Annotated in this window: 18 protein-coding genes and 1 tRNA gene; 12 read left to right on the top strand and 7 right to left on the bottom strand. The window is 40.8% G+C overall.

The window, feature by feature from the left end; translation table 11 throughout:
* Positions 1 to 59: 59 nt before the first annotated feature.
* The gene (locus tag DB398_RS02575) at positions 60 to 704 is read right to left on the bottom strand and encodes a response regulator transcription factor (RefSeq protein WP_108422857.1); all 645 of its coding nucleotides are present in this window, start codon (positions 702 to 704) and stop codon (positions 60 to 62) included.
* Between the two features lie 699 nt (positions 705 to 1,403).
* Positions 1,404 to 2,252 carry a TolB-like translocation protein gene (locus DB398_RS02570; protein ID WP_108422856.1) on the bottom strand — a complete coding sequence of 283 codons (849 nt, stop codon included), beginning with the start codon at positions 2,250 to 2,252 and terminating at the stop codon, positions 1,404 to 1,406.
* 334 nt (positions 2,253 to 2,586) lie between these two features.
* Here DB398_RS02570 and DB398_RS02565 point away from each other — a divergent pair, with 334 nt between their 5' ends.
* Positions 2,587 to 4,071, top strand: a complete 1,485-nt coding sequence (locus tag DB398_RS02565) for a potassium/proton antiporter (protein WP_108422855.1) — start codon at positions 2,587 to 2,589, stop codon at positions 4,069 to 4,071.
* A gap of 9 nt (positions 4,072 to 4,080) precedes the next feature.
* Here the strand turns inward: DB398_RS02565 and DB398_RS02560 are convergent, their stop codons facing one another.
* Positions 4,081 to 4,419: a tRNA-binding protein gene (locus tag DB398_RS02560; protein ID WP_108422854.1), complete on the bottom strand. Its 339-nt coding sequence runs from the start codon at positions 4,417 to 4,419 to the stop codon at positions 4,081 to 4,083.
* Between the two features lie 64 nt (positions 4,420 to 4,483).
* Positions 4,484 to 4,867, bottom strand: coding sequence for a DoxX family protein (locus DB398_RS02555; protein ID WP_108422853.1), 384 nt, complete (start codon positions 4,865 to 4,867; stop codon positions 4,484 to 4,486).
* A 173-nt stretch (positions 4,868 to 5,040) separates the two neighbouring features.
* On the opposite strand from DB398_RS02555, the gene DB398_RS02550 reads away from it, so the two are divergent.
* Positions 5,041 to 6,198 carry a TlpA disulfide reductase family protein gene (locus DB398_RS02550; protein WP_159076288.1) on the top strand — a complete coding sequence of 386 codons (1,158 nt, stop codon included), beginning with the start codon at positions 5,041 to 5,043 and terminating at the stop codon, positions 6,196 to 6,198.
* 147 nt (positions 6,199 to 6,345) lie between these two features.
* On the opposite strand, the gene DB398_RS02545 is transcribed toward DB398_RS02550, so the two are convergent.
* Positions 6,346 to 7,395 carry a ligand-binding sensor domain-containing protein gene (locus DB398_RS02545; RefSeq protein ID WP_108422851.1) on the bottom strand — a complete coding sequence of 350 codons (1,050 nt, stop codon included), beginning with the start codon at positions 7,393 to 7,395 and terminating at the stop codon, positions 6,346 to 6,348.
* Between the two features lie 583 nt (positions 7,396 to 7,978).
* Here DB398_RS02545 and DB398_RS02535 point away from each other — a divergent pair.
* The 8 genes from DB398_RS02535 (at position 7,979) to DB398_RS02500 (ending at position 18,767) form a co-directional block, all read left to right on the top strand.
* Positions 7,979 to 9,541 (top strand): type I restriction-modification system subunit M, encoded by a 1,563-nt coding sequence (locus DB398_RS02535; protein WP_108422849.1) that lies wholly within the window; start codon positions 7,979 to 7,981, stop codon positions 9,539 to 9,541.
* Positions 9,541 to 10,824, top strand: a complete 1,284-nt coding sequence (locus DB398_RS02530; RefSeq protein WP_108422848.1) for a restriction endonuclease subunit S — start codon at positions 9,541 to 9,543, stop codon at positions 10,822 to 10,824. The genes DB398_RS02535 and DB398_RS02530 overlap by 1 nt, the downstream gene beginning before the upstream one ends.
* A gap of 2 nt (positions 10,825 to 10,826) precedes the next feature.
* Entirely contained in the window at positions 10,827 to 12,035 is a 1,209-nt protein-coding gene (locus DB398_RS02525; RefSeq protein WP_108422847.1) for a pentapeptide repeat-containing protein, read from the top strand.
* Between the two features lie 117 nt (positions 12,036 to 12,152).
* Positions 12,153 to 13,340 carry a PDDEXK-like family protein gene (locus DB398_RS02520; RefSeq protein WP_108422846.1) on the top strand — a complete coding sequence of 396 codons (1,188 nt, stop codon included), beginning with the start codon at positions 12,153 to 12,155 and terminating at the stop codon, positions 13,338 to 13,340.
* Between the two features lie 13 nt (positions 13,341 to 13,353).
* On the top strand, positions 13,354 to 13,920 hold the full coding sequence (locus tag DB398_RS02515; RefSeq protein ID WP_108422845.1) for a hypothetical protein: 567 nt from the start codon (positions 13,354 to 13,356) through the stop codon (positions 13,918 to 13,920).
* Complete coding sequence (locus DB398_RS02510) at positions 13,921 to 16,755, top strand: type I restriction endonuclease subunit R (protein WP_108422844.1); 2,835 nt, start codon at positions 13,921 to 13,923, stop codon at positions 16,753 to 16,755.
* A 9-nt stretch (positions 16,756 to 16,764) separates the two neighbouring features.
* On the top strand, positions 16,765 to 17,589 hold the full coding sequence (locus DB398_RS02505; RefSeq protein ID WP_108422843.1) for a hypothetical protein: 825 nt from the start codon (positions 16,765 to 16,767) through the stop codon (positions 17,587 to 17,589).
* A 68-nt stretch (positions 17,590 to 17,657) separates the two neighbouring features.
* Positions 17,658 to 18,767 carry a DUF4238 domain-containing protein gene (locus DB398_RS02500; RefSeq protein ID WP_108422842.1) on the top strand — a complete coding sequence of 370 codons (1,110 nt, stop codon included), beginning with the start codon at positions 17,658 to 17,660 and terminating at the stop codon, positions 18,765 to 18,767.
* Between the two features lie 79 nt (positions 18,768 to 18,846).
* Here DB398_RS02500 and DB398_RS02495 read toward each other — a convergent pair.
* Positions 18,847 to 18,931: transfer RNA gene (locus DB398_RS02495), tRNA-Ser, on the bottom strand.
* A gap of 101 nt (positions 18,932 to 19,032) precedes the next feature.
* On the opposite strand from DB398_RS02495, the gene DB398_RS02490 reads away from it, so the two are divergent.
* Positions 19,033 to 19,791: a sulfite exporter TauE/SafE family protein gene (locus DB398_RS02490; RefSeq protein ID WP_108422841.1), complete on the top strand. Its 759-nt coding sequence runs from the start codon at positions 19,033 to 19,035 to the stop codon at positions 19,789 to 19,791.
* A gap of 18 nt (positions 19,792 to 19,809) precedes the next feature.
* Positions 19,810 to 21,003, top strand: a complete 1,194-nt coding sequence (locus tag DB398_RS02485; protein WP_108422840.1) for a DegT/DnrJ/EryC1/StrS family aminotransferase — start codon at positions 19,810 to 19,812, stop codon at positions 21,001 to 21,003.
* Positions 21,004 to 21,685: 682 nt separating this feature from the next.
* Here the strand turns inward: DB398_RS02485 and DB398_RS02480 are convergent.
* The coding region (locus DB398_RS02480) for a BspA family leucine-rich repeat surface protein (protein ID WP_159076287.1) at positions 21,686 to 22,837 on the bottom strand (1,152 nt) is incomplete at its 5' end.

The raw sequence follows: 22,837 nt of genomic DNA, 5'->3' as shown, positions 1-22,837 counted from the left end.
TAATCAAAAAAGGCCCCGACATTTATGTCGGGGCCTTTTGTTTTTTGGTCAAAACAAGGTTAAGCCGCATTCAGCTGTCGTATCTCCATTTCCTTTAACTTTTGCAATGCCTCCGACTTGGAGTTCACATTCAGTTTGACGTAGATGTTCTGGATGTGGAAATTCACCGCGCTGGGCGTTACACAGAGCCTATCGGCAATCATCTTGTAGGTGAAACCTTGGGTGAGCAGTTCTATGATCTGGTTTTCCTTTCGGGAGAACGATTCAAAGCTCTTCGTTTGGAACGAGTTGATGATCTTTTTGGCCACATCGTGCTCCAGGGCCACACCATGCAGGTGCAGGGCTTCCAATGCATTGAAGAACCTCTCCTTGGTCAATGGTTTGACAAGATAGCCCGAAGCACCCTTTTTAAAGGCTTCCTTGATGAGTTTGAAATCATTTTTTTTGCTCATCATCAGTACTTTGAGCTCTTCATTTTTTCGCAGGAAATAGTCCAGGCCATCTATTCCCGAAATACCGTTGAGTTGGGCCTCGCAAATGATGATATCTGGATGCGAACGGCCAAAGCTCGACAGGAGTTCGTGTACGGATTTGTAGATCCCGTGGAGTTCATACCCGACATTTTCACTGAAATAAAGCCGATAAATAGGGTCAAGTGCCACATCGTTGTCGATGATGGCAATTTTTAAGATGTTAGTTTTCATGATAAGAAAGATTTGGGGGGATTGACAATTTTTACATTTTCTTTGAATTTAAAGGTTGCAACAAGGCATAAAGAGCCCGTTCCACAGTTTGAAAGGCGTAAAAAAAGGGTGCAATATGCAAGTTCAAGCCCTTGGACGACCAAAAAGCTTGTGCCATACAGACCCGTTCCTGGACTTTCAATCCGGGTATGATCCATCGGGATCAGGTCAAAAAATAAAGTTTAGAAGAGGTAGGTTATCTTCTTAAAAAGGAGGATCCAAATGAGGTTTGGGGATGCCTTTTTTCCGAGAGTTGTAGTTTTTTTTCATGACTAATAGATTTGGGATTGTATTATTTCAAGAGTTAAAGTAGAATTTTTTCGCATTGGATAGAATTTTTTGTAGTTCTTTTCGTTCAAATGCACTTGTGGCTACCTTCCAAAATCATCCAAAAGTAGTTTGATTTATATGATTTTTTTGATTCAATAAACTGTATATCAATGGTATAAATAAAAAAAATAGGATGCTTTTGAGAGCATCCTATTCTTGGTGAAAAAATCGGTCAGATTGAAATAATACAACCCGCTTTCTATGATAGACTGTCAGTTCCCCCTGTCTTTCTTATCATGGTCATGAGTGTTTCGAATTCTCGGCTATGAAACGCATCAGTTGACACTTTACCAGGTAGTTGACCGATTTTTTTAGTCGTTCAGATCAAGGTTATTTGTCCTCGAAAGAGGTATCTGTGTATTTGTATTCAGATGTTACGTTCATTGCGGTCTGCAGATCAATGTCGCTTTGGGCAATGTCCTTGTAGTCATCTTGTTTTTCAGTGCGTCCGTAGGCCACTGTATATTGTGATATGGTGTTGTTGTAGCCCCTGTTGGACACTACAAATCCCAATTTCTTTTCTGGGCTCAACTGTATGGCGTAGTCATCGCTGCCACTGTTGATGTGGTTTCCTAGGTTAACGGAAGGGGTAAGGGTGTTCTGTACTACTTGGGTGGCATACAGGTCCAATCCGCCATAACCGTCACGTCCTTCGGAAGCGAAGAACAGCAAGGTGCCGTTGTAAATGCTAGGGTAGAGTTCGTCCTCTTTGGTGTTCACTTTTGGGCCTAGGTTCTTGGAGACCCCAAGACTGCCATCTTTGTTGATGTCGGCCACATAAATGTCATATTTTCCATAACTGCCTTTCATGTTCGATGCGAAGAACAGTCGCTTTCCATCATCGGAAACGGTGGGGTGCTTGGCGGAGTAGTGCTGAGGGCATACTTCCATTTTGGTGATATTGGTCCATTTACCGTTGATGTATTCCGTACGGTAGATCTCGTGTATCAATTCTTTTTTGGAGAACACACCATATAGTGGTTTCTGATAGGTGGCTTTGCTGAAGTAGGCAATTTTTCCATTCTTGGTGACAGACATGGAGGGCACATAACCATCTACGGTGGAAACACCTCCGCTTATGTTCTCATCTATCATTTCTTTTGCCATTTGTCCAAAGGTGCTTTGGGTGGCAAGAATCATTCCTGAAACAAGTAGGCTGTAAATTGTAGATCGTGTCATGATGTATAGATTTGGGGGTTAATACATGACAAAGATCAAAAAGAAACCAAGCAAATACTTATCAATTTTTCATAGGTTTTCACTTTTAACGACTAAAAAGTGCATTTCATCGAATAAATTTGAACTATTTAACAGACGAAAAGACTCTAAAATACCAGTAAACGAACTTTTTGTGCCGATGGACGACTGAAAACCAGATTTATAACAAATGGACTTTATCCTAATCAGGGAAGGCTATCCTGGCCATAAATCGGTCAAATTCGATTAAATTAGCCATTTCGATAAACGCCCGAACAAATAGTTTGGTACATTTTACAGCCACTATCCTGAACATATGAACATTACCATAGAAAACATCATCCTTATAGGATCGGTGCTCCTTTTGATCAGTATCATTGCCGGTAAGACCAGCTATCGTTTTGGGGTTCCCACCCTGTTGCTGTTCTTGACGATAGGGATGTTGGCAGGATCGGACGGTATAGGCGGCATTTATTTTGACAATCCCAAGATTGCCCAGTTTGTGGGCGTGGTCTCCCTGAACTTCATTCTGTTTTCAGGAGGGCTGGACACCAACTGGCAATCGGTGAAGCCCGTACTCAAAGAGGGTGTGGCCCTTTCCACCTTGGGAGTTTTGCTCACGGCCGTGGGTTTGGGGTATTTTGTGTACTTGATCACCGATTTTGGGCTGTATGAAAGTTTATTGCTGGGCGCCATTGTTTCCTCCACGGATGCGGCGGCAGTGTTCTCCATCCTGAGAGGAAAGAACCTTGCCCTCAAAAAGAACCTGAGACCGACATTGGAACTGGAGAGCGGAAGTAACGACCCCATGGCCTATGTGCTGACCATCGCTTTCCTGTCGTTGGTACAAGAACCGGAGAAAAGTATCCTTTCCGTACTACCGCTATTTTTTATGCAAATGGTGATCGGTGGTATTGCAGGGTTTCTCTTCGGGAAGCTGAGCAAGATCATCATCAACCGTATCCAGTTGGATTTTGAAGGACTTTATCCCGTACTCACCATCGCCCTGATGTTCATAACCTTTTCGGCGACCGACTTTGTGGGAGGCAACGGATTTTTGGCCATATACATCTGTTCGGTATATCTGGGGAACCAGAACCTGATACACAAAAAGACCATCATGCGGATGTTCGATGGGCTGGCCTGGTTGATGCAGATAGCCCTCTTCTTGACATTGGGCCTACTGGTCTTTCCTTCGCAGATTGTGCCTTTTATAGGAATAGGGTTGATGATTTCCCTCTTTTTGATTTTTGTGGCGCGTCCTATGGCCGTGCTCATCTCGTTGTTGCCCTTCCGGATGAAGTTGAGGCGCAGGTTCTACATTTCCTGGGTAGGGTTGAGGGGTGCTGTACCCATCGTTTTTGCCACCTATCCGCTCTTGGCGGGCATAGATAAGGCCAACACGATATTCAACATTGTGTTCTTTGTGTCGCTGACATCAGTGCTCATACAGGGTAGCACACTGTCCCTAGTGGCCAAATGGCTGCATGTGGGCCTGCCGGAAAACGTAAAGCCGTTATCGCCCACGGATGAACTTCTCACGGAACATCCCAAGGCCATCATGAAGGAGATTGCCATAAAAGAAGGTTGCCCCACGGTGGGACTGAAGATCGTGAACCTCAACTTCCCCAAAAAGGCCATCATTGCCATGATAGAGCGCGACGGAAATTACCTTACCCCTAATGGTTCAACTGAATTGCAGGCAAACGACAGGTTGGTGGTGCTCACGGACAAGCCTGAGATCTTGGAGAAGGTCTATGAATCCTTATCGTTGTCCGGGGCCAATGGAGCAGAAGGATAAGGTTGCTCATTACCCGATCCGCGTACCGTTTTCCACACGTCTTTCCGGTTGGATCAAGGTCACCTCACCGTTATCGTCCACGCCACCCAAGACCAAGCATTCACTCATCATATTGGCAATCTGTTTCGGAGGAAAGTTGACCACGGCCACGACCTGTTTTCCGATGAGTTCATCAGGTTGGTAAAGTTTGGTGATCTGAGCGGATGTTTTTCGCTGGCCCAAAGGGCCAAAGTCAACGAGCATTTTGTAGGCAGGGTTCCGCACTTCTTCAAACGTCTCGGCCGATAGGATGGTACCCACTACCATTTCCACTTTCATAAAATCGCTCCAGGTCAAATTTTCAGGCATTGTATTCTTTTTTGAGGGGTTAAAAATAACCTCAATTTGACAAAGCCCCTATGCTTTGAGTGCATTATCTTTTGAAGAAAGGAATCTGCCCTCGTTCTACCCAGGCCAAAGCCGAGCAGCACACAAAAGTGATAAGGGCCAGCATGAACAGGGTTCCGCCATCATCCTGAACCACCACCCCAAGTGTGGTGATGTGGGAGAAAAGGGCTCCGGCCATGATTCCCATACCTAGTAGCGCACCGATCCAAGTGGTCCGGGGAACAAGAAGGAGCACCGCGGTAACGAGTTCAACAATCCCCAACCCGGTCCGGCCGTATGGTTCCAGTCCCAATGTTTCAAAAATGAACACCGATTCCGGGGCGGCCGAAAACTTGAAATAAAGGGTCTGCAATAGAATGATGGCGGGAACGATCCGGAGCAGGGCAAAGGCAATTCGTTTGGTTTTCATGAAGAAGTTGTGTGTGATTACACCGTTTGGTCGTAAAATAGAGCTTCGCATAACCGTTAACTGTTATTAAATGGTCTTTTATATCAAGAAGAGGTTGGGTGAAGCAATCTGTAATTCAGTAATTTTACAGCATGAGATTTGTATTTCCCTTAGTAGTTTTCCTAACCGTTTTGATGGGAGCTTGTTCAAAACCTCCCCAGATTTCAGGTACGTTGGATCTTTCCGATGGAAGTGAATGGAATTCCAAAATATACCTTCTCCAACCCGAGAAGTGGAGCGATGTGGGCCAAAGCTTTGTGGGCCGTGTTTTGGATTCGGCCGTGGTGGACAAGGATGGCCATTTTAGCTTTTCTGGATTGCCCACCTTGGAAAACCCTACTTTGTTGGTGCTGACAGTCCAAAAGAGGGGAGTGGCCTATGCCAATCTGTTGACGAACGAAGATCCCCGCACCGACAATTACTTTCCCTTGGTCTGGAAGACAGGGGAGCGACAAAAAATAAAGGCTGACATCCATAGGCTACAAGCCAGCTTGTCCATGGAATCCCCATCAGGGGCAAATGCAGAGATATTACGGCTGCGGGATTTGAGGTTGCGGGCCTATAATGAATATATGGAAAGTTCTTCCGGTGTTGGTGACGCAGATGAGGCACTGTTGGATCGGGAAAAGAAGAAGCTTCATTATCAATCCGAATTGATGGAGTTTGCGAACGGCACTGAAGAGCTATTGGCCGCACTGCTGGCCATCAGATGGGTGAGTCCCGAAGGGGATTACGAGCGGGTCGCCGAATTTTTGTACACGCAGGCCCAAGAATGGGGCGCATTGTATCCCGAACATCCCTGGGTGCAGGAATTGGTCCTTAAAGCGGACAAGGACAACTTGCCCCTATTGCAAGGCGATTTGATGCCGCAGTTGGAATTTCCCATGCGAAACGGCGAAACTTTGCTTTTGGGTGATGTATTGAAAGGAAATAAACTAGTCCTTCTGGATGTTTGGGCGTCCTGGTGTGCTCCCTGCCGTATCGAGAACCGAAATGTGCTCCTGCCTCTTTGGGAAAAGTACCGCCCCGATCATTTCCAGATACTGGCCTACGGGTTGGAAAGTAACGAAAAGGCATGGGTAAATGCCATGGAAAGAGATGGGGCCGACAGATGGCTGCATGCTTCCCATTTGTTGGGCGACCAAAATCCGTTGATGGATGCCCTGAGGTTGAGAACCATTCCCGCCAACTTTCTACTGGACACTGAGGGTAGGGTGTTGGCCAAAAACTTACATGGAGAAGAACTCATCCAATTTGTGGAGAGCTATATGGCCGGACCTACAAGGGAATGAGGGAGATTCTTTTTGAATCAGATGGTTGCAGGGGCATAATAAAAAAGTACGGCACCTTCGGTGATTGTCATGGTCCCAATGGAACTTGAGGGCAATTTTCAGCTTGTTGTCAACGCTTATACAATGTTAACTGTAGCTTTTCAGTCGTTATTTCACGAATTTTTCAAATGTTGTTCCATTGAATTTATAAGCGCCATTTTCGTGAGTCCCAAGCCAAAGTTCTCCGTTATTGTCTTTGTATATGCTGAATAAAGTAATCTGTTTGGATTTTTCTTGAATGGGATAATGTGTAATTAAAGTTCCGTCATATTTCCAAACACCATCAAGATAGGTCACAAACCATAAATCATTATTGTCATCTCTTACTGTTGATAGATACTCGTCCAAATTGCTATCTATTTTTCCATCTAAACCGCCTATACTTTTGTGTCTTGTGTAAAATTTATTGCTTTTTAATGTCGTGCTGTCGTAAACACTATAACGATATTCGGTATTGAACCAAAAGTCACCATTTTTGTCCTCGGTAATGGAACGCACTCCATTTGCACCTTCGTTACGGAATTCCGTTACATCTTCTTCGGTAATCCATTCAAATGATTTACCATCGTATCGGCATACTCCAACAGGGTTGGTGCCAAACCAAACATTTCCTTTTCTATCTTTATAAATGCTGTAGACATCAAATGGATTGGACAAATTGGGAGGGCTGGGAAATTGTAATTCAAATAAAGTAGAACCATCATAGCGATATACTTTTCCCGTATTTCCATAAGAATCTTTAAACCACATATCTGTGGGTTCAAGTTTCCAGTTTTCACTGGGAACTGCCTTCAAAGTTGTGAATGTTTTTCCGTTAAACTTTGATAGTTCAGCCGTTACGATTGCGCTGGAAAAATAAATATTGCCAAATGTATCTTCTTTTATTTCATCAACTCTATTGCTTAGCAAACCGTGTTTGGTGGTGTAGTTGACCAATTCTTTTCCATCGTATTTATATACTCCCGTTTCCCAACTGCCAAACCAATACACATTCCTTTTATCTTGATAAATAACCATTATACTTTTACCAAGTTCCATTACCTTATCGCCTTCTACAATATTTTCTGTTTTAGCTTTTCGTTCTGGAATCTGTCCGTTACAAGAGGTCAATAAAACCAATATGTTGAAAAAAGTAATTAAGTTCAATTTTATATTCATTACTTGAAGTTTGTACGGTCGTTTTTGAGTTACAGCTAACGGTCTAGGCTATGAGTAGTTGCGTGGGTTAGCACTTAACTATGCAAGTACATGCCGAATTAACACGTGCAAAATCCATACGGATTTTCCACACTAACGAAAAGATAGCAAAATGAAATGAATTCCTGTGAAGATGTTCGGTGAGAATGGACAAGTGGCTGCCACCTAAAAAACAAAAGCCCCTTAAAAAGGGGCTTTACCATTGCTTTTGCGGAGAAAGAGGTACAGCCGTGATAAACATCAATTAGTAGTATGTTTTGGATTCAAGCTAGGCGAGAATGATAAAATTCCATGTATCGTCAAAGAAGTTCAGGAATTTGAAAACTGGAAGTATAATGCAAAGGAGATGGATTGGATTAATACAATGACAGGCAAAAGATTAACGGAGTACCATATTGATTACCAACTCGAAAATATTTTGAAAGACCATATTGATTTAGAGCTTTGCTAATGAGTCAAAGAAAAACATAAACTCAAAATTTTCTAACCGTTTCCATATATTTGAGAAAATAAGATTTCCCCTACCCAAAATAAATAACACTTCATGTCCGAAGAACAAAAGAAACTGCTCGAAACGCAATTGTGGAACATTGCCAACGAGTTGAGAGGCAAAATGGATGCCGATGAATTTAGAGATTACATACTAGGCTTTATTTTCTACAAATACCTTTCTGAAAAACAATACCTCTATGCCAATACGTTATTGGAAACTGAACAAGTCAAGGATTACCTTTTACTTACCGATGCTGGAGATTTGGAAGCTATTAAAGAGGAATCGCTTTTAAAGTTAGGCTACTTTTTAAAACCCGAAGAACTCTTTAGTTCCATCGCCAAAAAGGGGAATGCCAATACCGAGAATGAAAGCAATTTTATCCTTGCTGATTTGGAAAGCATTCTCAATAGCATTGAGCAAAGCACCATGGGTACAGAAAGTGAGGACGATTTCAATAAACTTTTTGAAGACCTAGACCTCAACAGTACCAAATTGGGTAGAAGTACCGATGCCAGAAACAGTCTTATCTCCAAAGTGTTGTTTCATTTGGATAAAATTGATTTTGCCTTGGAAGATGCCGATGCCGATGTATTGGGCGATGCCTACGAATACCTCATTTCTCAATTTGCCAGTGGAGCAGGTAAAAAGGCGGGGGAGTTCTACACCCCTCAGCAAGTCTCTAAAATACTGGCCAAAATAGTGACCACAGGTAAAAAACGTCTTAAAAGTGTGTATGACCCCACTTGTGGTTCAGGTTCGTTGCTCTTGCGAGTAAGTAGGGAAGTGCCTGTAGATGATTTTTTTGGACAGGAACTTAACCGGACTACCTACAATTTGGCACGAATGAACATGATTTTGCATGATGTTCATTTTAGGCATTTCGATATTAGGCAAGAGGACACCTTGGAGCAACCCCAACATTTGGATATGAGGTTTGAGGCTATAGTAGCCAATCCACCATTTTCGGCCAAATGGAAAGGAAAAGACAACCCACTCAATGAAAATGACGAACGTTTTAGCCAATACGGGCGTTTGGCACCCACCAGCAAAGCGGATTTTGCCTTTGTGCAGCATATGCTCTACCAATTGGCGGAAAATGGCACTATGGCCTGTGTATTGCCCCATGGTGTATTGTTTAGGGGAAGTGCCGAAGGCACAATCAGGGAGTATCTCATAAAAGAACTTAATTATTTGGATGCGGTTATAGGCTTGCCCGCCAATGTATTTTACGGCACAAGCATCCCCACCTGTATTTTGGTGTTGAGTAAATGCAGGGTACACAGTGACGATATTTTGTTTATTGATGCCTCACAAGGATTTGAGAAGGATGGCAATAAAAATAAATTGGGCGAAGCCCATATTGATGCCATAATAGACACCTACCGAACCCGAAGCGTTACTGATAGATTTAGCTATGTGGCAACTTTGGATGAGGTGGCCGAAAATGACTACAATCTGAACATACCCCACTATGTGGACACCTTTGAGGAAGAAGAACCCGTGGATTTGAACCAAGTGGCCGCCGACTTACAGGCTTTGGAAAAAGATATGGTCGAAACTGATGCTTTGATAGCTGATTTCTGCAAGCAACTCAATATAAAAACACCGTTTTAATGATGAAAGAACAAAAACGGGTGCCGAATTTGCGGTTTGCCGAGTTTTCTGGGGAGTGGGCTACGGCTAGTTTACAAGATTTATGTAGAAAAACTATTTCTTATGGGATTGTGCAAACTGGTGAAAATATTGAAAAGGGGATACCGTGTGTAAGGGTAGTAGACTTGACTAGTTTTAAATTAGATGTTTCAAATATGATTAAAACATCTAAAAAAGTAAGTGATTCTAATAAGAAAACAATTTTAGAAGAAAACGAAATCATGTTAGCTCTCAGAGGGGAAATAGGCTTGGTTAGGTTGGTTGAAAAAGAACTTGTTGGAGCTAATTTAACCAGAGGAGTGGCTCGTATAAGCACCAAAGAGTCAATTGTAACACCTTCTTTTATGAATTGGGTTTTGCAATCTGAAAACTCAATAATTAATATAAACAAAAAAGTCAATGGCTCTGCATTAAAAGAAATTCCATTAAGTGCGCTAAGAAAAGTAAAAGTTTTTTTTTCTAAAACAATAGAAGAACAACAAAAAATAGCCTCTTTCCTTTCAACAGTTGATAAAAAAATACAGCAATTACAACAAAAGAACAGCCTTTTGGAACAATACAAAAAAGGGGTGATGCAGCAACTTTTCCCTTCGGCAGGCTCAGGGCAAGTTCCACAATTGCGGTTTACTCGAGAAGATGGGAGTACATATCCTGATTGGGAGGAGAAACGGTTGGGGGAGATTGGAGAATTTCAAACAAGCAGTGTGGATAAGTTATCAAAGCCAGATGAAAAGGAAGTTTTTTTGGTTAATTATATGGATGTGTATAATCACAATGAAATCAATAATGAAACTGTAAAAGAATACCAAATAGTTACTGCCAATGATAATCAAATTAAATCCTGTGATTTAAGAAAAGGAGATGTTTTATTTACACCATCATCTGAAACACCTGACGATATTGGACATTCTGTTGTCATTTTTGAGGATATTGAAAATGCTGTTTATAGTTATCATGTTTTGCGCTTTAGACCAAATATTGAATTAGACATTCTCTACTCTCATTATTTTTGTAATAATAATGATGTTTTGAGACAATTATCCAGAATGGCAACTGGAAGTACACGTTTTACAATTTCTAAAGGAAATTTTTCTAAGGTGGTTATCAAATTGCCAAACATAGAAGAACAAACCCAAATCGCCCAATTTTTAAGTTCCATCGATAAAAAAATAGCCGTGGTACAGACCCAAATAGAACATACCCAGCAGTTTAAAAAAGGCTTGTTGCAGCAAATGTTTGTCTAGAAATGGAAGATTTAAGACCAGTCAATAGCGAGAAAGAACTTGAGGAATTATTCAAACAAAATTATTTTAAAGTTGATGAGGAATTCTATTTTGGTGTAAAAAACTTAGCAATAAACTTTCCATTGACCCTACCAATAAGTGAAGAAAGAATAATACCTAAATCAGCTATTGAAGAACGACAAGTTGGATTTTCAATTATCAATTTTAAGCAACATTTTGCATTTTCAAATTGCAAGTTTGACCTTTTGCTTGAGCTTAAGGATTCTGAAAGTAATCTTCACTTTAATAGCTGCAAATTTAATTATGTTGATGCTGAAAATTCATATTTGAGCGGCAAAATAAGATTTCGGGAATGTTATTTTTATAACTATACAAATTTTAGAAATACAACATTTTATGATTTGGCTGATTTTTGGAGAAGTATTTTTTATTCCCCAACAATTTTCTTTAAAACCGAATTTTTAGGGACAACTGTTTTTAGCGCTACAACCTTTAAAGAAAATGTACTTTTCACCTATAGCCTCATTGACAAACTCATTCTTTTTAGGGGAACAAAAATTGAAAAGGGTTTTGATATATCCACAGCTATCCGTTCAGGTGAAATGGGCATCTTTGATTTTCATGTTAAAGATTATGAAAGTCTAAATAAAAATCTTTCAGAGGAAGCTTATGAAAGAGCGATTTCTGAAACGGCTGAAATACCCATAAAGAATAAGAGGGAAACTTTTCGAATTTTAAAACAAGAGCATATTTCTCAAAATAACGTAGTACACAGCATAGAGTATAAAACCCTTGAGAATGAAACCTATCTAAATGAAAACCTTTCCAAACTATACAGAGGGGAGTCAATTGTTTCCTGTGTATCTAATTTGTTTGTCCTAACATTAAATTGGCTCTCCAGTAGATTTGGGGTGTCATATTTCCAAGCAGCCCTTTTCACGCTGAGTTTTGGGGCTTTGTTCTACTATTTCACAATTATAAGCACTTCAAAATACGAAATGGCCATGAACCTCGATTGGAACACGATATATGAAAATATACCAGCCTATAGTTCTTACCTATTGCCCACACACAGGTTTGATTTTCTTGGCGAAGAGTTTGGTAAAAAATATTCCTTCAGTAACTGGTTTTACTTTTTTGACATATTTGGAAGAATTGTAATCGGCTATGGAATTTATCAAACCATACAGGCCTTTAGAAAATTTAGATAATGACCATCCAACCTGAATACATCTAACAAGAAGCCTATCAAACCAATTTCAAGTTGAAAACTCCCAAACTTTTAATAAAGTCTTATTGCAGCAACTATTTGTTCAAACGCATAGAAAATGACGTATCCCAACGAAAAAAAACTGATCCAAGATGCCAAGAGAATCATTGCCCACCACAATGAGGTATCGAGGTTAAAGGGGGAAAACTTCAATGTATTTTCCATCCTCAACATGGAACATAAGGAAAATGGAACGCATTCCGCCTTTCTGGGGGAACTTCTCCATCCCAAAGGTTCACATTCCAAAGGAAACCTATTTTTAAAATTGTTCTTGGAAATCGTTGGGGACAATACCATCGACCTGGAGAAGGCAAGCGTTGTTTTGGAGAAGCATATAGGTAAGCGTGACGATGCCAACCTACTAGGTGGCAGGGTAGATATTTACATCACTGACCAAGTCAATAGCATCTGTATCGAAAATAAAATCTACGCATCCGATCAAAATGTTCAAATCCAGCGCTATTGCAACCATAACAAGGAGAACAACACAGTGTATTATTTGACACTTAATGGTTCTGATGCTTCATCGGAGAGCAAAGGAAAACTGGTTCTGGATAAAGATTATTATTGTCTTTCGTACAAAACGGACATCATTGAATGGCTGGAAACTTGCCTAAAGGAGTCAGCCGAAGAGCCTATTCTAAGGGAATCCATAAAGCAATACATCATTCTATTAAAAAAGCTGACCAACCAATTATCTAATAAAGAAATGGAAAATGAAATGCACAAACTGGTAAGGGAAAACTACAATGCAGCTCAAACCATAAGCACTGCAATCTCCGATGTTGAGTTGGAAACCACTAAACAGTTTGCAGATGAGATAGCCGTAAGACTTCGGAAAGAATTAAGCAATAGTTGGCGTGTTGAGGTAGATAATGATTTAAATGATCCATGGACAGGGATTACCATTGCCAATGTCAATTGGCCGGAAAACATTGCTGTCAAACTCGAAGGACAATCCAAAATACCTTGGCAAAAATCCATTTATGGAATAATAGCGACCAAAGAGAAAGTGGACAGAGCTCCTTTGAAAGCAGCCTTGGGGCAACACGATTTTTTTCAGTCAGGGTTTAGGGAAAGCCAAGTATGGCCATATAACAGGGACATACTGTATTTCAATGATGTGAATGAACGCTCCAAGTTGTTCAACACTAGTCAACGGGAAGATCTGATCGAGCTTGTTAAAGAGAAGCTTTTAGAGTTATGTGAGGTAAGTGAAACTCTATTGGCATCGTTAAAGAAGTAAACTACTTTTTATCATGGATAAGTACCAAAACAAATTTATTTACAATGAGATTTGGACACTCACTTTTGGTGCAGCGTTTCAAAGAGCAAATGTTTATGTGAAGGGCGCCAAAGATGATTATAAAAAGAATTTTAAAAAATACCTACAAGAATATATAGAAACGAACATATTACCAGAATATCAAAACAATTCCAGAATTGATGATTTAACGCACCTGAAGCAAATAAAACGTATTTCCGAAGCCTCCGATAAGTATCGGAAAAGTGCCATATTATCCAATCATAAATTAAATTTCGGTGTCAGTCAAAAACTACTCAATTTATTGTTGAAATACGTTTGGTGTCTTTTTGGTTATCCTGAGCCTCCCCATTTTCCTTTAGATAGACGTATTCAGGAGTCATTAATTGATTTGGCAAGAAACTCCAATGTTTCGCCAAGAGCAATCATTAGTTGGACTCAGATGACAGAAAGTGATGATTATATGGCTATCATTGAATACATTAGAAGTAATTTTCTTAATGATCAAACTTTAGCCCAATTTGAATTGGAACACTTCGAGAGAAGAAGAAATCAATCATAAATGACCACCCAACCAGAATATATTTTAGAAGAAAACCTCGTTGATCAATTGGAGGCCTTAGGCTATGCCAAAGTCAGTATAAAAGATGAGGTGGAGTTGATTGCCAATTTAAAGGGGCAGTTGGAAAAACATAATAAGACCGTTTTTTCAGAAGCCGACTTCACGCAAATATTAAATCAGCTTTCCAAGGGTAATATTTATGAGAAGGCCAAGACATTGCGGGATCGTATTACCTATACCAAAGATAACGGGGAAACAGGTTACGTTGAATTGATCAACCAAGTACATTGGTGCAAAAATCAATACCAAGTTACCCACCAAGTAACCATGGAAGGTTCATATAAAAACCGATACGATGTTACCATACTCATAAACGGCTTGCCACTAGTTCAAATTGAGCTGAAAAAGCGTGGCTTGGAAATGAAGGAAGCATTCAACCAAATTAACCGTTACGAGAGGCATTCATTTAGTTCGGGTAGTGGATTATTCCAATATGTGCAGCTCTTTGTCATCAGCAATGGGGTAAATACAAAGTATTTTGCCAACAACCCTGTAAAAGCACGTTCCTTTAAACAAACCTTCTTTTGGGCGGATAGGGAGAATAACATCATCACGCAATTAAGTGATTTTGCTACAGCATTTTTAGAGCCTTGTCATCTCTCTAAAATGATAACCAAGTACATTGTTCTGAACACCTCAAATATTTTAATGGTATTGCGGCCTTATCAGTACTATGCCACCGAAGCCATTGTGGAACGTGTGAAAAATAGCAACAAATTTGGTTATGTATGGCATACCACAGGTTCGGGCAAAACATTGACCTCATTTAAAGCGGCCCAAATACTGACCAATTTAGGGGACGTGCTTAAGGTTGTCTTTGTGGTAGACCGTAAGGATTTGGATTATCAAACTATTAAAGAGTTCAACAGCTTCAGTGAAGGCAGTATAGATGCCACCGATAACACCAGCAAATTGGTGAGGCAGTTGGCAGATGAAACCAAACTCATTGTAACCACGATACAAAAATTAAATACTGCGATTTCAAAGCCAAAGCACATGGCCAAAGTGGATAAGCTAAAAAACGAACGTATTGTATTTATTTTTGATGAATGCCATCGTAGCCAATTTGGTGACACCCATAATGCTATTAAAGGCTACTTTGAAAATGCCCAAATGTTCGGTTTTACGGGTACTCCTATTTTTGCGGATAATTCTGTGAAGAATAAGCTGGGAAGACGTACCACGAAGGATCTGTTTGAGGAGTGTTTGCATAAATATGTTATAACCGACGCCATACGGGATAGGAATGTTCTGAAGTTTTCCATTGAATACATGAATACCGTAAAGGTAAAAGAGGGGATCGTTGATATAAAAGTAGAGGACATCAATACCGCTGAGGTACTAGAGGCTCCTGAACGATTGGAGAATAACGTTGATTTCATAATCAATAATCATAATCGTAAAACGCATAATAGGCGTTTTACGGCTATTCTTTGCGTTCAGAATGTAAAGACCCTTATTAAGTACTATGAGTTGTTCCAAACCAAAAAAGAAGCAGGTGAACACGATTTAAAAGTGGCGACAATTTACTCTTACCAAGCCAATCAGTTGGATGAAGATGCACAAGGCTTTATCCCAGATGAGGATTATGAGGATTTTGCAGCCGAACCTTCATCAAAATATGATTCAAAGCATACAAGGGACAAATTGGAAGAGTTTATTGGTGATTATAATCGGATGTTTAAAACCAATTATTCCACCAATGAATTTTATTCCTATTACAAGGATATTGGGAAGCGTGTAAAAAATAAACAGGTTGATATTTTATTGGTGGTCAATATGTTTTTGACGGGCTTCGACAGTAAACTGCTGAACACGATATATGTGGATAAGAACCTAAAGCATCATGGATTAATTCAAGCCTATTCACGTACCAACCGGATATTGGATGAGGTGAAATCCCAAGGCAATGTTGTTGCTTTTAGGAATCTTAAAGAAGCCACTGATGAAGCCATAACACTCTTTTCCAATAAAGAAGCCATTGAGGAAATCATAGTACAGCCTTATGAGGATTATATTGAAAAGTTTGATGAAGCCGTAGAGCGTGTGAAAGCCATTGCACCGACATTCGACAGTGTAAACGATTTGGTATCTGAAGCTGAGGAACTGGAATTTGTAAAGGCCTTTAGGGAATTGATGCGTGTTAAAAATGTACTTGGGACTTTTACTGAATTCAGTTTTGAGGATTTGGGAATGGACGAACAAACGTTTGAGAACTACAAAAGCAAGTATTTGGATCTGTACGATACAATAAGGTCGGAAACACAGAAAGAAAAGGTGTCTATTCTCAATGACATCGATTTTGAATTGGAGTTGATCAGAAGGGATGAAATTAATGTCACTTATATATTGACCCTATTGGCCAAACTTCACGATTCAGAGCCAAAAGAACAAGAAGGACAGCGGAAAGCAATTTCAGATATATTGGCTTCAGAGACACAATTAAGAAGCAAAAAAGAATTGATTGAGAAGTTCATAGAGGAAAATTTACCACTGATAACGGACTCAGAACTGGTAGCCAACGAGTTTGAATCCTTCTGGACAGTAGAGAAGAAAAAAGCCATACTTGGATTGGCAAAGGAAGAGGGCTTAGAATATAATAAGTTGGTTGATTTAGTGAGTAACTTCCTGTTCACTGAAAAGGAACCATTGCGTGATGAGATTATTGCCGTAATGCATGAAAGGCCAAGCCTTAAAGATAGAGCAACCTCATCAGGGAGGATCCTGAATAAGATTAAAGACTTCATAGAGACTTTTATTGACGGGATGGGATAATAATGCAATATGAAAAATAATATAACATACCAACGTAAACTTATAAAGGTGGAGTCCCGTTTGGGATTTCTGTATGTGCCATCTAAGGCTAGAAGTCTAATGCCCAATGAAAGCGGTGAAGTTAATGTGGTTATTAAAAATACTACTGATTCTCAAGTAAAAAAATATAATGCTGATTACAATCGTATTTTCGGCATGACTTCTTTTTATAATGAGCTTAGCGTATCTGTTGGAGATGTTTTAACGGTTGAGGTAACTAAAGAAATTATTACAATTAGTTCAAAGGAAGCTGAGTTAGTTGAAGATTCGGAAGAAACTGATGATGAGTATTTTATTGACACCTCTGGTTTATCTGCACAATCTAAGGGAAATATTGGTGAGGATAGGGTAAAGGAAATAATTCTCTTATATAGCCAAGGTCTTTTAAATGTTTTTAAACCGGTAATTGACGAAAGGGGAATAGATTTAATTGTGCTTAAAGAAAAGATATATAACCCAATTTACATACAAGTAAAAACACGTTTCAATGTCTATAAGCGGAATAGAATGATATTGAATATAAATGGGAATACTTTTAAGGCACACCATTCATATTACATAGTAGGTCTATCCTTCAATCCTGCAAAAATGGAGATGGATGAAGAAATACTTTTTTTACCCTCAAAGGATGTGACCAAGTTGGCAAGTCGTCTAACGAATGGAGATTATCGCATAACTATTTCAATGGCAAACGGGAAGACTTCCGGCAAATACAAAAAGTATTTTGTTTCCAAAGAAGAGATGGTGAATAAACTAATTGAGCGTATTGACCTAGTAAATGAAATCGTGAATTAATATATTCACCATGCTATAATTAAGGCCGATATTTTTAATGTTGCCAACAATCTTTTAATTGCTTAGTAATGTCAAACCCTATTAGACAACATTATATTCCACGTTCCTATCTAAAAAATTTTGCAACCACAGGGAAGAAAAATAAACAGTTTGTTGATGTTTATCAAATAGAGAACGAAGTCATCTTGGGGCAGGTAAGCACAAAAGATATTTGTGTGCAAAAAAACCTTTATACGATTCCTTCCGAAATGATTGAAGCAAAATACGCTCTGGAAAAGCATTATGCGGAAAATGTGGATGGAGAATATTCCAAAATTTATAATCTGTTAATTGATAAAAGTGTTCTGGAAGTTTCACCTGAGCAAAAAGTACAAGTATTGTATGTCTGCTTATCGCTATACTTTAGAACTCCTAGAATCCTAAATCTACAAAAGGATTTTAATAAAAAGATTTTTGAAAGGGCAGCAATGCTGGCCGATAATGATGGTGAAGTTAAACTAACATTTGGTGAAGAAGAAACTATCTCATTTCACATCAATGACATTGATAAAGTTAGGAAAGGGTATGACGAAAAGGCAAGAATAAAGTTTTTAATTCAACATCTTGAACAATGGGGAGATTTTGTGAGATTTAAATATGATTGTACAATAAATGTAATTGAAATTAAGGATTCAGATGCCCCAATCATAACATGTGATAATCCAATATCTATCAGACATTTTGAAACAAACCAGTTCAATGGACTGTATGACCCTAAAGCAGTCATTACAATGCCTCTGGATTCTAGGCGATACCTAGAAATTCATCCTAATGACCTTGCTAATGGTCAAACTAGGATAAATAGGTTAATACATGATAAAGATTTCGCATTTACAACTAATGCGGTGACGCATCAAAATGCTATGAGTTATTTGATTGCAAATAAAGGCGATATAGATAAGCATCTAAAGATTCAAAGAGAATATGAAGAAGATGAGAATGCTGAGAAATTCGTCGAGAAGGCAAAATTCAAAGCTGAGCAGATGACACTACTTACCGCTGTTATTGAAAATGAGGGGCTCCGGTCAAAAGAATGTGTATCAAAAATAAAGGATTTATTAAAACACCCACATTTTCAAGATGATGAGCAAATAATAAGGTTGAAAAAATTGCTTATAGCATTAAGAGCATGGGAATAATAAATCTTATATTTCTGTCACCTATATTGTCAACCAAAAAACAAAAGCCCCTTAAAAAGGGGCTTTACCATTGCTTTTGCGGAGAAAGAGGGATTCGAACCCCCGGAGGTGTGACCCTCAACAGTTTTCAAGACTGCCGCATTCGACCACTCTGCCATTTCTCCCAATGCGGGTGCAAATATAACAACCTTTTTAATTCTGAGAAAAAACCGACAACTTTATTTTTGTCAAGGTCAATTGAACAATACCCATTATTTTTGCCCCTATGCTTGAATGGTATTACTATTTGCTTTTGGTGGCGGTAGGTTTTGCAGTGGGTTTCATCAATACGGTGGCTGGCGGCGGATCGCTACTTTCCTTGCCGACCCTCATTTTTTTAGGTTTGCCAGCAGCCGTGGCCAATGGGACCAATAGGGTGGCCATTGTGGTGCAGACTGCCATGTCCACAGCGGGCTTCAAGAGCAAGGGCGTATCCACCTATCCGTTCAATGTTTATCTGGGATTTGCATCCTTTTTGGGCTCCATTATTGGGGCCTATATTGCTGTGGACATCAACGGGGAGACCTTCAACAGGATTTTGTCCATAGTGATGTTGGCAGTGGTGTTCATCATTGTTTTCACGCCAAAGATGCGATCGGAGCATATGGAAGAAAGGCTTACGGGAAAGTATCTTTGGGTAAGTGTCGTGGTGTTTTTCCTTTTCGGTATCTATGGCGGGTTCATCAATGCCGGACTTGGTTTTTTGATGATGCTGTTCAACCACTATTATAACCGAATGAATTTGGTGCGCTCCAATGCCACCAAAGTAGTGGTCGTGTTCATTTACATGTTGTCCGCCTTGGCGGTTTTTGCCCTAAATGACAAGGTCAACTGGAAAATGGGACTTATTTTGGCCATTGGCAATGGATCGGGAGCTTGGGTGGCAAGTCGATTCTCTGTTCAGAAAGGAGACGGGTTCATCAAGACTTTTTTGGTGGTGGTAGTGGTCATTATGGCGATCAAACTGTGGTTTATAGATCAATAACAATAAGAAAGAAATAAAATGCCTGGATTTGAATTTTTTGGGGACAAGGAAAGAAAGGAAGTACAAGATGTATTGGACACCGGCGTTTTGATGCGTTATGGTTTTGATGGTATGCGCAACGGGCATTGGAAGGCGCGTGAACTGGAGACCGCCCTTGCCAATAAGATGCAGACCGAACATGCCCACCTGGTGAGCAGTGGTACGGCAGCGTTGACGATTGCCCTGGCCAGTGCCGGTGTGGGGGCAGGAGATGAAGTGATCATGCCCACGTTCACCTTTGTCGCCAGTTTCGAGTCCATTTTGGCATTGGGGGCCATTCCTATATTGGTGGATATCGACGATACCCTTACCCTAAATCCCGAAGCCGTAAAAAAGGCCATAACGCCGAGGACCAAAGTGGTAATGCCCGTCCATATGTGCGGTTCCATGGCCAACTTGGCCGCATTGCGGGAAATTTGCGACGAACACAAGCTTCTGTTGCTCGAAGATGCCTGCCAGGCCATCGGTGGGAGTTATAAAGGCAAACCATTGGGCAGTATCGGTGATCTGGGCTGCTTTTCCTTCGATTATGTAAAAACGATCACGTGTGGCGAAGGGGGCGCTATCATCACCAACCATAAAGATTACTACGAGAACGCCCATAAATATTCCGATCATGGGCATGATCATGTAGGCAACGATAGGGGAGCGGAGCAACATCCCTTTTTGGGGTACAATTTTCGAATTTCTGAAATGAATGCGGCAGTCGGTTTGGCACAACTTTCCCGATTGGACGAATTTCTTTCCATCCAAAAAAGGAACTATGCCATATTGAGGGATGCCCTGTCACAAATCCCGGAAATCGTGTTCCGAAGTGTGCCCGAAGGAGGGGAGGAGAACTATTCGTTCCTCAGTTTTTTCCTTCCTTCGGAAGAACTGGCGCAAAAAGCCCACAAGGCACTGGGAGAAAATGGTGTGGACGCCTGTTTTTATTGGTACAAGAACAACTGGCACTACTACAAAAAGTGGGAACACCTCTCCCAACTGAAATCGCTGGGCCAATTGCCAAAAGAGGTAAGAGAAAACCTTCCCGACTATTCCAAGGCGGACTTTTCGGAATCGGACCATTGGATGGGTAGGACCATTTCCTGTTTGATCAAACTGGGATGGACCGAAGCAGAAGTAGGAGAAAGGGCCAAAAGAATGGTGGAGGCCATTAAAAAGGTTCTCTAGGCCGGTAAAAGTTCAAGCTCAAGTTTCAAGTTCAAGGAGGGAGCAGAATTTCAAGATTGGGGTTTCTAGTTTTGTATTGAAGGGTAAAGGGTAAATCCAATCTACAATGGACAATTAGCAATGACCAATAACTCAGTGACCGAATCATCCAAGTCTATTTTCTATAGTCTATGTTCTTTCGTCTCTTCCAACGTTTCGACTACGCTCAACGTGACACTTCTGACCTCGGACATCAGAATATAGAAGAATCCTTTTTTCGGGTCAGATTCTTCAAACACTCCGTGTTTTCAGAATGACAAGCACCACGAATAACTCAGTAACCGAATGACCTCATCCAGTGCAACTGGTCCCCTCGAGGGGACCTTAGGGGTGTTTTTTAGTGGACACGAATTGCACCAATATACACGAATAAATTTTCGGACTTCTGACTTCCGACAATCAAAGCATTTCTTTTTGGAGTGGAGATTCTTCAAACACTTCGTGTTTTCAGAATGACAAGCACCACGAATAACCCAGTAACCGAATCACCAAATAACAGAATAACCGAAATCTATTCTCTACGGTCTATGTTCTTTCGTCTCTTCGGACAACCCAATCATCAAATAAAAAACCACCGAAGGACACAACGGCCCCTCGGTGGCAAGATTATATCTATGTTAAGAAATAAGCTATTCCTATTGGATCAAAAACCCTCGCAGTTGGCCTCGTACCCGGCAGTTCCCGTGTACGTCCAGCCATAATTCTGGTTGAGGGTATTTGCATGTTGGGCGGATTCATTACAGAAAGTAAGACCATCCATGCCCAAAATGATGTCGTTGGGGCCGTTGTTTGCCATCACAAACTGTAACCAGCCCGACAGGGTGTCCCTCAGATGGGCTCTTGACAGACCGCAACCATCAAGCATAGAGGCCATATTTGTAACATTACCAATGTTCCAATTGCCCAGATTCTGATCAAAGGCAGTGGCCCCTTCGAACATAGAAGACATGATGGTAACATTGGAGGTGTCCCAGGAACTAATATCTTGGTTAAAGGAAGACGCACCTCGGAACATGTCTGACATTGTGGTCAAACTAGAGGTATCCCAACCACCAATGTCTTGATTAAAGGCAGTGGCCCGGCTGAACATACCTTCCAAACTCGTCACACTGGAGGTATCCCAACCGCCAATGTCCCCATTAAAGGCAGTGGCTCCAGCGAACATATAGGACATATCGGTCACATTGGAGGTGTCCCAACCGCTGATGTCCCCGTTAAAGGCGGCTGCCCCAATAAACATGCCTGACATATCTGTCACCTTAGCCAAGTCGGGTACATCCGTGGCATTATATGTCATTTCTACACATTCTTCAAAGGCACTGGATAGACTTTCCCATTCTATACTTCCCCACTGTTCAATTGACATTAAATTGTATACTGAGCTGTTTCCAATAAGGTAATGAATTGTGGGAAATTGTCCTTTTATAGCTACAGTATAGGTCCCTGCCACTGCATAGGTATGGGACTTAGGGGTACCGCTAGTGACCTGTTCCACGGTGCCGTCTCCCCAATCAATGGCATAGTCGTAGGTAAGGTTGACATCCGTGCCAATAACAATCTCCTCATTCGCTACTGTGGTCTTCCAAGTGGTGATAAATGAGGCAGGGTCATCGGCGAGGCCGACTTCTCCACCTTCGTTCACGTTGGTCACCTTGATGGTGATCTGTGCGGTGGCGGTCTTGTCGCCGTCGCTCACCCGTACGGTAATGCTGTGCTGTGTCTTGGTCTCGAAGTCCAGGGTCTTGCCCGCCAAGAGGGAGAGTGCCCCTGCAGGAGTGATCTCGAAGAGGTCGGT

It is taken from the genome of Flagellimonas amoyensis (genome assembly GCF_003058265.1).
GTDB lineage: Bacteria > Bacteroidota > Bacteroidia > Flavobacteriales > Flavobacteriaceae > Flagellimonas > Flagellimonas amoyensis.
This window is presented reverse-complemented; position numbering and strand designations above follow the sequence as displayed.

Coding starts and splice junctions, on each gene's coding strand:
- DB398_RS02490 (WP_108422841.1), top strand. CDS start 19,033: ATGCTTGAATGGTATTACTATTTGCTTTTGGTGGCGGTAGGTTTTGCA.
- DB398_RS02575 (WP_108422857.1), bottom strand. CDS start 704: ATGAAAACTAACATCTTAAAAATTGCCATCATCGACAACGATGTGGCA.
- DB398_RS02535 (WP_108422849.1), top strand. CDS start 7,979: ATGTCCGAAGAACAAAAGAAACTGCTCGAAACGCAATTGTGGAACATT.
- DB398_RS02520 (WP_108422846.1), top strand. CDS start 12,153: ATGACGTATCCCAACGAAAAAAAACTGATCCAAGATGCCAAGAGAATC.
- DB398_RS02560 (WP_108422854.1), bottom strand. CDS start 4,419: ATGCCTGAAAATTTGACCTGGAGCGATTTTATGAAAGTGGAAATGGTA.
- DB398_RS02525 (WP_108422847.1), top strand. CDS start 10,827: ATGGAAGATTTAAGACCAGTCAATAGCGAGAAAGAACTTGAGGAATTA.
- DB398_RS02565 (WP_108422855.1), top strand. CDS start 2,587: ATGAACATTACCATAGAAAACATCATCCTTATAGGATCGGTGCTCCTT.
- DB398_RS02555 (WP_108422853.1), bottom strand. CDS start 4,867: ATGAAAACCAAACGAATTGCCTTTGCCCTGCTCCGGATCGTTCCCGCC.
- DB398_RS02550 (WP_159076288.1), top strand. CDS start 5,041: ATGGGAGCTTGTTCAAAACCTCCCCAGATTTCAGGTACGTTGGATCTT.
- DB398_RS02505 (WP_108422843.1), top strand. CDS start 16,765: ATGAAAAATAATATAACATACCAACGTAAACTTATAAAGGTGGAGTCC.
- DB398_RS02500 (WP_108422842.1), top strand. CDS start 17,658: ATGTCAAACCCTATTAGACAACATTATATTCCACGTTCCTATCTAAAA.
- DB398_RS02530 (WP_108422848.1), top strand. CDS start 9,541: ATGATGAAAGAACAAAAACGGGTGCCGAATTTGCGGTTTGCCGAGTTT.
- DB398_RS02515 (WP_108422845.1), top strand. CDS start 13,354: ATGGATAAGTACCAAAACAAATTTATTTACAATGAGATTTGGACACTC.
- DB398_RS02545 (WP_108422851.1), bottom strand. CDS start 7,395: ATGAATATAAAATTGAACTTAATTACTTTTTTCAACATATTGGTTTTA.
- DB398_RS02570 (WP_108422856.1), bottom strand. CDS start 2,252: ATGACACGATCTACAATTTACAGCCTACTTGTTTCAGGAATGATTCTT.
- DB398_RS02485 (WP_108422840.1), top strand. CDS start 19,810: ATGCCTGGATTTGAATTTTTTGGGGACAAGGAAAGAAAGGAAGTACAA.
- DB398_RS02510 (WP_108422844.1), top strand. CDS start 13,921: ATGACCACCCAACCAGAATATATTTTAGAAGAAAACCTCGTTGATCAA.